This window comes from Hassallia byssoidea VB512170, from assembly GCF_000817785.2.
GTDB lineage: Bacteria > Cyanobacteriota > Cyanobacteriia > Cyanobacteriales > Nostocaceae > Hassallia > Hassallia carrinoi.
This window is the reverse complement of record NZ_JTCM02000172.1, coordinates 1-8752: the sequence shown is the minus strand read 5'-3', so window position 1 is coordinate 8752 and position 8752 is coordinate 1. Positions and strand designations below refer to the sequence as shown.

Below are 8752 nucleotides of genomic sequence, written 5' to 3'. Positions count from 1 at the left end.
AAAAATGGCACTCATAGTTCGTTTACTAGATCCTCAACACCCCACGACATTTTACAGATGTTGGCTGTCAATGAGTGAAAGAGTGTTTGTGAAACCCACACCCCGTTTTTCGTAACGCATAATTTTTTTCCACTTTTATGTCTAATTTAGTCTGGCAAAATTTAGTAACGACAGCATTAATTGGTACTGGACGGCAAGCTTTGCAACTCGATCTACCAGATAATCAACTGGGTGAAGTGTTGAGCTGTCTTGATACTTCCGATCCAGAAAGAGCGTTACTCGGTGCTGCTGGTGCTATTTACCTGCATGAAAAAGCAGGAAAATTACCCGCTTTCTTACGATCGCCCCCTACGATTCGCCCACCAGATCGCCGGGAAATCCTCACACACAAAGTCTTAGCATCTACCAGCATCCCTTTACACCAAACTTTATCTCAGTTGCGTCATTTCCATTTCTACTGGAGTGCTGAACTTACCCACGCTGTTTTAAACGAACTGTTGAATTACCTTAAAAGCAGTAATCCAGATTATTCATCTTTGGCAAAGGTAATGCCAAATTTTGCCCGTTTTATGGAGCCTTCTGTGGTTGTTGAAGCTTTTTCTGGCTTGCCACCACTATTAAAAGGAAGTTCTCAATGGGTAAAGGCTGTAAATCAGTTTATCAGTATTTTGGAATTTCGTTATGAAATGATACAGGCACTACGAACTAACGAGAATCGTAGACGCGCAAGCGGTGAAGCAGCGCGGTCTTGGGGGTTTCCCCCATGAGCGACTGCACCAAGCTTTATGGCTTGCCGCAGGCTACCGGAAAGGCACTCTTGATGCAAAAAGGAAAAGAAGGGATAACAATTAAGAAAAAATAAATATTTAATCTCAAATTCGATAGCATTGGAATGATTGCTGCATTTTCACTCAAAAAACTCTGCGAAATTCTACGTTTATTAAAGATATCATTCTCATAAAGTACGGATTTGATATAAAGTGATAATTATGAATTTCTCGCTTTGGCAAGAGGTTGTAAAAACAGCATTAATCGGTACTGAACGGCACACTTGGAAACTGAACGTGCCGAATCATCAGTTAAGTGAAATTTTGAGTTGTTTGGATAGCAGTGATAAGGAAGGGAGTCTACTGAGTGCAGCTGGTGCTTTTGCTCTTTATCAACGCGCTGGTAAAATATCTTTCGATAAGCCACCAAAACAAAACAAAAGTGAATCAGAAGAATTACTTGATTGCAGTCTTGTTTCTCGGCAACATCTAGCTTTAATATTAACTGGGAATGCTAAACTTCTGCCAGAATGGTTAACAGTAGCAGCCGCCGCTAAAAGAAGAGTTCCTTCAGAATACTTGCCTCACCTGCTGACGTTAGGGCAAAAGCAAAGTAATTTACGAGCTTTCATTTTACCAGTTTTGGGCAAGCGGGGATATTGGCTAGCAAAGCATAACTCAGACTGGAATTATGTCAACAGTGAAATTACTGATAAAACTTTGCAAATTGGTAACAAAGAAGCAAGGCGACTATTGCTGCAAAGACTCCGCGAACAAGATGCACATATTGCACGAGAACAGCTGCAAAAAGCTTGGAAAAAGGAAAGTGGCGAAGAGAGAGCGAGTTTATTAGCAGCTTTAGAAATCAATTTGAGCATGAACGATGAGCCGTTTTTAGAAGCTGCATTAGATGACAAACGCAAGCAGGTGCGAGATGTTGCAGCGAAGTTGCTTTCATTGCTGCCGAAATCTCGGTTGTGTCAGCGGATGATAGAGCGAGTTCGCCCTTTGATTATATTTAAGCACAACTCGGTGCAAGTGACTTTGCCTTCAACGTGCGATGCGTCAGCCGCCTTAAAGGGCGATCGCCAAACTATCCGCGACGGGATCGATCAATCTCGCTACAGTTCCGCATTGGGGGAGAAAGCTAGTTTATTGTTGCAAATGCTTTGTTGCGTACCGCCTAGTTTTTGGTGTAATAATTGGGGCAAAACGCCGCAGGAATTATTGCAAGTTGTTGATGGTAGCGAGTGGGAAAAGATGCTGTTAGAAGCTTGGGCAACAGCAGCTTTGAAAAGTCAAGATTCAGCGTCTGCCGAAGTTTTACTACCAAATGCAAGTAAGTTTTATCACAGTTATTTGGGCAATGGTGAGGAGTTAGTTGTTGGGTTGTTGAAGCTTTTAGGGCAGGATAAGGCGGATGCTTTGATTTTGCAGACATTGTTGGAGAATCAAGGTAAGTTGCTTTCGGTAAATCATCCGGCGTATACGTTGTTGAAGCATTATCATAGCCCTTGGAGTGGGAAAGTTAGTCAGCTTGTGTTATCAAGTATACGAAAATACATTGAAGCTAATAAGCAGTGGGAAGGGGTAATGCGATCGCTCTTTCAAAGTTTCGCTCTTTATATGGAACCTTCCACAGAAGGTGCTGCTGAGTTGTCGGCTGTTGTGGGGGAGGGTTCGTTTTGGCAGGATTTTGTAAATGAGTTTTTGGCTACGTTGTTGTTTAGGTTTGAAATGATACAGGAGTTACAGAGTGAGTGAAAAAAAGAGAACGAACCGCAGAGGCACAGAGGACACAGAGAAGGAAATGGAGGTAAGGAAAGAGACGAGTTTGTTAAGGGAACATGCGGAAGAACTGTTTGCTGTTGAGTTGGCGGAGTTGGGGAAGGTGGATGGGAAGCAACGTCCGCCGAATTGGAGGTTGTCGCCTTGGGGGGTGGTAATGTATGTTTTGGGGGGAAGGTTGGATAATGGTTTTGAGGTGTCGCCGAAGTATATCGGGGATAGGCGGATAATTGAGGTTGCGACGGCTACTTTGACGACGGATAGGGCGTTGTTGTTGCTTGGTGTACCGGGAACGGCGAAATCTTGGGTTTCTGAACATTTGGCGGCGGCGATTTCTGGTGATTCGACGCTGTTAATTCAGGGTACGGCTGGGACGAGTGAGGAAGCGATTCGTTATGGTTGGAATTATGCGAAGTTATTGGCTGATGGTCCTTCGATGGCGGCTTTGGTTCAAAGTCCGTTGATGCGGGCGATGGAAGATGGCAAAATTGCCCGTGTGGAGGAGTTGACGCGCATTCCTGCTGATGTGCAGGATACATTAATTACTGTGCTTTCCGAGAAAACACTGCCGATACCGGAACTGAATTCTGAGGTGCAAGCGCGGAAGGGTTTTAGTGTGATTGCGACTGCAAATGACCGCGATAAGGGTGTAAATGAACTTTCTAGCGCTTTGAAACGCCGTTTTAACACGGTAGTTTTGCCCTTACCAAAGACTGTAGATGAAGAAGTGGAAATTGTGCAGCGACGGGTGGAAAGTCTGGGAAAAGCTTTAGAATTGCCAGCCGAACCCCCAGCGTTGTCGGAAATTCGCCGCATCGTGACTATATTTAGAGAATTGCGTAGCGGTGTTACGGAAGACGGGAAAACCAAGATTAAATCGCCTAGTAGTACTTTGAGTACAGCGGAAGTTATTTCTGTTGTGAATAATGGTATGGCGCTATCGGCGCATTTTGGCGATGGAAATTTACAAGCAGCAGATGTTGCTTCTGGGCTGATTGGAGCGGTGATTAAAGACCCAGTGCAGGATAAAGTAGTGTGGCGCGAGTATTTGGAAACGGTGGTGAAAGAAAGGGATGGGTGGAAGGATTTATATCGCGCTTGTCGGGAGGTATCTTAGAGGAAAATATCACGCGATCGCCGCAGAGGCGCAGAGTTAAGATTTGTAGGTTGGGTTGCGCTTTGCTTAACCCAATATGAATATATGTTAAAAAGGTTTATATCGTGCTTGTCGATAAGTGAATCAACTGTCAAATAATTTTGGCAAAAAATTAGGCAAAAAAAATTAAAATTAGAGGAATTAAACGCGGTCAAACAATAGAATTATTGGAACAAATTAATAGTATACCTGATGGAGCAGAAATTATAGTTGATTTGGAAGTGTTTGTTATTAATGAAACAAAGCAAAGCCTTACCGATGAGGAGAGACTAATAAAACTGAATCAATTATTCGGTGCTTGGAAAGAACAGCCAGAGTTGATAGAAATCTTTGCGAAAATTGACGGAAATCGTCATGCATATCGAGGCAGAATGATAGATACAATTAATAATCAAGATAACAGCTAATGTATCTGCTTGATACTAACATTTGCATTGCGCTCCTTAATCAAAACCCTAAAGCTATTGCCAGATTTAATCTCAGATTTAGCCAATGCTATCTATCCACAATTGTCGTCTCAGAACTCTATAAAGGAATTTACTGTTCCAAACTCTTTGAAAAAAATATGGCAACATTAGCACTACTAACTGAATTATTACCTGTTGAGCCATTTGATTTGGATGCAGCTATTGAATTTGGCAAAATCCAAAGTGAATTGCGACAAATTGGTAAACCCACCGGAGAAATTGATGTACTGATTGCAGCCGTAGCGCGATCGCGTAAAGATATTATCGTTACTAACAATATTCAAGATGGGTGAAAATATCTCTAATCTCACACTAGAGAACTGGTTAAAATCTTAAAATCATTACTCATTGTATTTCCTCTAAGCGAAGCGCAAATATTGATACATTTGGGGTTTGGTTATTGAAACTAAGTCATAAATTACCTGTATCATTAAGACAAATAATTATGTTAACACTCACGACATCTTTAGAAAAAATTGTAAAATGGCTGCGATTTTACTACCCAGAGGCAGTTTCTTCATTACGTCCTGGATTAACATATCAGGAGATTGAAAAACTAATTCAAAATATTTCGTTTAAATTTCCTTTGGAAGTATATGAACTTTATCAGTACTGCAATGGGGGTGTTACATTAGCCCCTTCTTTAGTATTGAATTCCCTAGAATTCGCTATGGATCAATCTCGTCACTCGGACTGGATGAGAGGAGAGAAATTTGGCGACTCTAACTATATGCTTCCTCTTTTTCATGGAGATGGAAAAGATTTTTATTATGTTGTATGCGATGAATTAGAAAAAAACTCCTCTCCTATTTGGTGTGTGTTTGTAAGTGAACAACCGATAATGTACGCTGCTAACTTGACTAGCTTGATATTGAGCATTGCAGAATGTTACGAAACAGGTGCTTATTACGTTACCTATTTTGATGAAGAATCTGGTTACTTTGATTTGGGACAAGATTTGGAAAAAATAGAAAAAATTTTCCAGAAGTACAATCCAGAACAGATTAATACTTGGAGATACATCTGGAAAGATTAATAACATGACACACCACATCTTTGGTATCCGCCATCACGGTCCCGGTTCAGCACGCAGCCTGCGTCAAGCCTTAGAAACCCTTGAACCAGATACAATCCTTATCGAAGGACCACCCGATGCCGAATCAGTACTGCATCTGGTCGGTTCACCCGCAATGCAGCCACCAGTAGCCTTATTAATTTACACTCCAGATAAACCCCAAGAGTGCGTTTATTATCCCTTCGCCATCTTCTCACCAGAATGGCAAGCACTGGATTACGGCTTAACTAATAACATCCCCGTGCGCTTTATGGACTTACCCTTAGCGCACCGGATGGCAAGGGAAGACAAGGAGACAGGGGGACAAGGGGACAAGGAGGACGACTTGGGAGACAAGGAGGACGACTTGGGGGAATTTTCTCCCTCATCTCCCTTATCCCCCACTTCCCCCACTCCCCCACTCCCCCCCTCCCCCACTCCTCCACTCCCCTCCTCCCTCGCTGAAGATCCGCTCTCGTTGCTAGGAAAAGCCGCAGGTTACAGCGACGGCGATCGCTGGTGGGAACATATGGTAGAACAACGTCATAACAGCGTTGATTTGTTCGCCGCCATCCTCGAAGCAATGACCGCTGTGCGTCAGGATACACCGCCATCAACAGACCGTATAGAAGCACAGCGCGAAGCATATATGCGGAAAACTATCCGCGAAGCTGAAAAAAGTGGCTTTCAAAGAATTGCAGTTGTCTGTGGCGCTTGGCACGCTCCAGCACTTTCCGATATATCATCTGCTAAACAAGATACAGCAATCCTCAAAGGACTACCCAAGATAAAGGTAGAGGTGACTTGGATACCTTGGACTTACAGACGTTTATCTTATAACAGCGGCTACGGTGCTGGTATAGAATCGCCCGGTTGGTATCATCATCTGTGGGAATGGGGAATGGGGAATGGGGACAAGGGAGACAAGGGGACAAGGGGACAAGGAGGACAAGGGGAGGACACTTCCGTGCGGGGGTGGAGGAGTGAGGAACGTGTCCGTGGACAAGGAGGACAAGGAAGCAATTTTTCTTTATCTCCCTTGTCTCCCCCCTCCCCCTTGTCTCCCTTGTCTCCCCCCTCCCCCCCCTCTCCCCACTCCCCACTCCCCACTCCCCACTCCCTAGTCCCTATTCGCTGGATGACGCAGGTTGCACATTTGTTACGCGAACAAGGAATAGAAGCTTCCTCAGCGCATGTAATTGAAGCGGTGCGGTTGGCGGAATCTTTGGCGGCTTTGAGAAATCGCCCTCTCCCAGGTCTTTTTGAATTAAATGAAGCTACCCAAGCTGTGCTTTGTTTTGGCAGCGATTTACCGATGCGTCTAATTCACGATCAACTCATAGTTGGCGATCGCCTGGGCAAAGTCCCACCAGAAACGCCGATGGTGCCGTTGCAACAAGATTTAATGCGGCAACAAAAACGTCTGCACTTCAAGGCAGAAGTAACCGAAAAAACGCTAGATTTAGATTTAAGAAATAATAATGATTTAGAGCGATCGCACTTACTACACCGCCTCAATCTTTTAGAAATTCCTTGGGGACAACTTCAACTTTCAAGTAATAAAAAGGGTACTTTTCACGAATTCTGGCGTTTGCAGTGGCATCCAGAATTTGCTGTTAGCTTAATTGAAGCTGGTATTTGGGGCAATACTGTTAAAGATGCTGCTGCGAATATTGCTTGTAACAAAGCAGATGCAGCAAATGATTTGCCAACACTGACAAATTTTTTAAATCAAGTAATATTATCTGATTTAGCTGATGCCGTTAGTTATCTAATGTCGCGTTTGGAAAATGCTGCGGCTTTAGTTAGTGATCTTCGACATTTAATGGCAGCATTACCACCATTAGCAAATGTACTGCGTTACGGTAACGTCCGCTCATCAGATACCAAGATGATAACTCATGTAGTCGATAAGTTAGTAACGCGAATTTGCATTTCTCTACCCGGTGCTTGCGCTTCCTTGGATGACGATGCAGCAGCAGCAATGTACGATAATGTGATGAAAGTTAATAGCGCGATCGCTTTACTGCAAAATGAAGAACACATAACATCTTGGCAACAAGTATTATCGCAAATTTCTGACAACGAAAGACTACATAAACTAATCGCTGGTTGCTGTTGTCGTTTATTGCTAGATGCTGGTATTTTTAACGCCGATGAAGCAGCGCGACGCATGAAATTAGCGCTTTCTCTTGCCACAGTTCCACCCCAAGCAGCTGCCTGGGTAGAAGGATTTCTCAAAGGTAGTGGTTTATTGCTTTTACATGATGATATCCTTTGGCAAGTTTTAGACAATTGGATAACTCAATTACCTAGTGAATTGTTTACCGCTTTGCTACCATTATTGCGACGCACTTTTAGCAATTTTACCGCACCACAAAGGCGACAAATAGGTGAAAAAGTAAAACTTGGACTCAACCCAAAAACTACATTAAATTCTCCAAATATTCGCGAATTTGATGAGGATAACGCCGCTGTTGTCTTGCCTATTCTCGCTCAATTGTTGGGAGTGTAAAAACACCTTCAGCTATGCTGCTATGCTGCTATGCTCTTATGGAACCCACATTTAAAATTATCTATATCTCATAAATAATCTTACATAACAACAACAACGATTGTTGATTCGGGATTTTTATTAAGCTATATAAATACTGACAATACCTATTAGATAACGTATACAATGTATATATGTTAATTCAAAAAGGTCAGCTACCGGATTCAAATCACCTAATTTGGATTGTGCTGGATGACGAGTATTTGCCCGTCGAGCCAATTCAAAAATATCTACGCTACTTGGATAGTTTAGAAAAGTCACCTAACACGCTTAGGGTTTACGCCAACAACTTAAAGCTGTTCTGGGAGTTTTTGCAAGACAAACGACTTGATTGGAGGTTCGTAAATCTTGAGCAACTATCAGACTTTATTCATTGGCTAAGAAGTCCCGACCCTGGAGTAATATCCATACAGCCACAGGTGTCTTTGCGCTCGGAAAAAACGATAAATCACGCTCTGACAAATGTTTGTGGTTTTGATGAGTTTCACTCTAGTTTAGGAACAACAGAAGGTGTGGATGTTTATCGCTATCAGTTACAACCAGGTCGGAAATACAAGTCATTTCTGCATCATATAAGTAAGGGGAAAGAAGTTAAAACTCGATTGTTAAAAGTTAAAGAACCTAAAACATTTCCGGGATGTTTAACTTCCGAGCAAGTCAAAGAATTAGTGGAGGCCTGTAACAGAATTAGAGACAAGTTTATTATCTGTTTACTTTATGAAACAGGTATGAGAATCGGTGAGGTATTAGGACTGCGCCATGAGGATCTTCATTCACAAGGAGTCAATGAGATTTCTGTAATTCCAAGAGTAGACAATGTAAATAGCAGTCGAGCTAAAGCAGGAGTTAAAAGAACAATTCATGTTTCTAAAGATTTAATTAAACTCTACTCAAACTACCTGATTGAAGAATACCCAGAAGATATTAACTGTGATTATGTATTTGTCAATTGTTGGGATGGCGAGA

7 protein-coding genes and 1 pseudogene are annotated in these 8752 nt (G+C 42.5%); all 8 read left to right on the top strand.

Features of this window, described 5'->3' with window-relative positions; all coding sequences use genetic code 11:
• The first annotated feature begins 137 nt into the window (after positions 1 to 137).
• Complete coding sequence (locus PI95_RS33640) at positions 138 to 767, top strand: DUF5691 domain-containing protein (RefSeq protein WP_039752315.1); 630 nt, start codon at positions 138 to 140, stop codon at positions 765 to 767.
• 222 nt (positions 768 to 989) lie between these two features.
• A complete protein-coding gene (locus tag PI95_RS33635) occupies positions 990 to 2531 on the top strand; it encodes a DUF5691 domain-containing protein (RefSeq protein ID WP_039752314.1) in 1542 nt (513 codons plus the stop codon).
• On the top strand, positions 2524 to 3672 hold the full coding sequence (locus tag PI95_RS33630) for an ATP-binding protein (RefSeq protein WP_336507653.1): 1149 nt from the start codon (positions 2524 to 2526) through the stop codon (positions 3670 to 3672). Before PI95_RS33635 ends, PI95_RS33630 begins: the two co-directional genes overlap by 8 nt.
• Before the next feature lie 164 nt (positions 3673 to 3836).
• A complete protein-coding gene (locus PI95_RS33625) occupies positions 3837 to 4118 on the top strand; it encodes a hypothetical protein (protein WP_039752313.1) in 282 nt (93 codons plus the stop codon).
• Positions 4118 to 4514: pseudogene (locus PI95_RS33620) on the top strand (type II toxin-antitoxin system VapC family toxin). Before PI95_RS33625 ends, PI95_RS33620 begins: the two are co-directional and overlap by 1 nt.
• 109 nt (positions 4515 to 4623) lie before the next feature.
• The gene (locus PI95_RS33615) at positions 4624 to 5214 is read left to right on the top strand and encodes an SMI1/KNR4 family protein (RefSeq protein ID WP_039752312.1); all 591 of its coding nucleotides are present in this window, start codon (positions 4624 to 4626) and stop codon (positions 5212 to 5214) included.
• Positions 5215 to 5218: 4 nt separating this feature from the next.
• Complete coding sequence (locus tag PI95_RS35450; RefSeq protein ID WP_201280718.1) at positions 5219 to 7747, top strand: DUF5682 family protein; 2529 nt, start codon at positions 5219 to 5221, stop codon at positions 7745 to 7747.
• A gap of 173 nt (positions 7748 to 7920) precedes the next feature.
• The coding region (locus PI95_RS33595; RefSeq protein ID WP_163519433.1) for a site-specific integrase at positions 7921 to 8752 on the top strand (832 nt) is incomplete at its 3' end.

Coding starts and splice junctions, on each gene's coding strand:
- PI95_RS33640 (WP_039752315.1), top strand. CDS start 138: ATGTCTAATTTAGTCTGGCAAAATTTAGTAACGACAGCATTAATTGGT.
- PI95_RS33635 (WP_039752314.1), top strand. CDS start 990: ATGAATTTCTCGCTTTGGCAAGAGGTTGTAAAAACAGCATTAATCGGT.
- PI95_RS33615 (WP_039752312.1), top strand. CDS start 4,624: ATGTTAACACTCACGACATCTTTAGAAAAAATTGTAAAATGGCTGCGA.
- PI95_RS35450 (WP_201280718.1), top strand. CDS start 5,219: ATGACACACCACATCTTTGGTATCCGCCATCACGGTCCCGGTTCAGCA.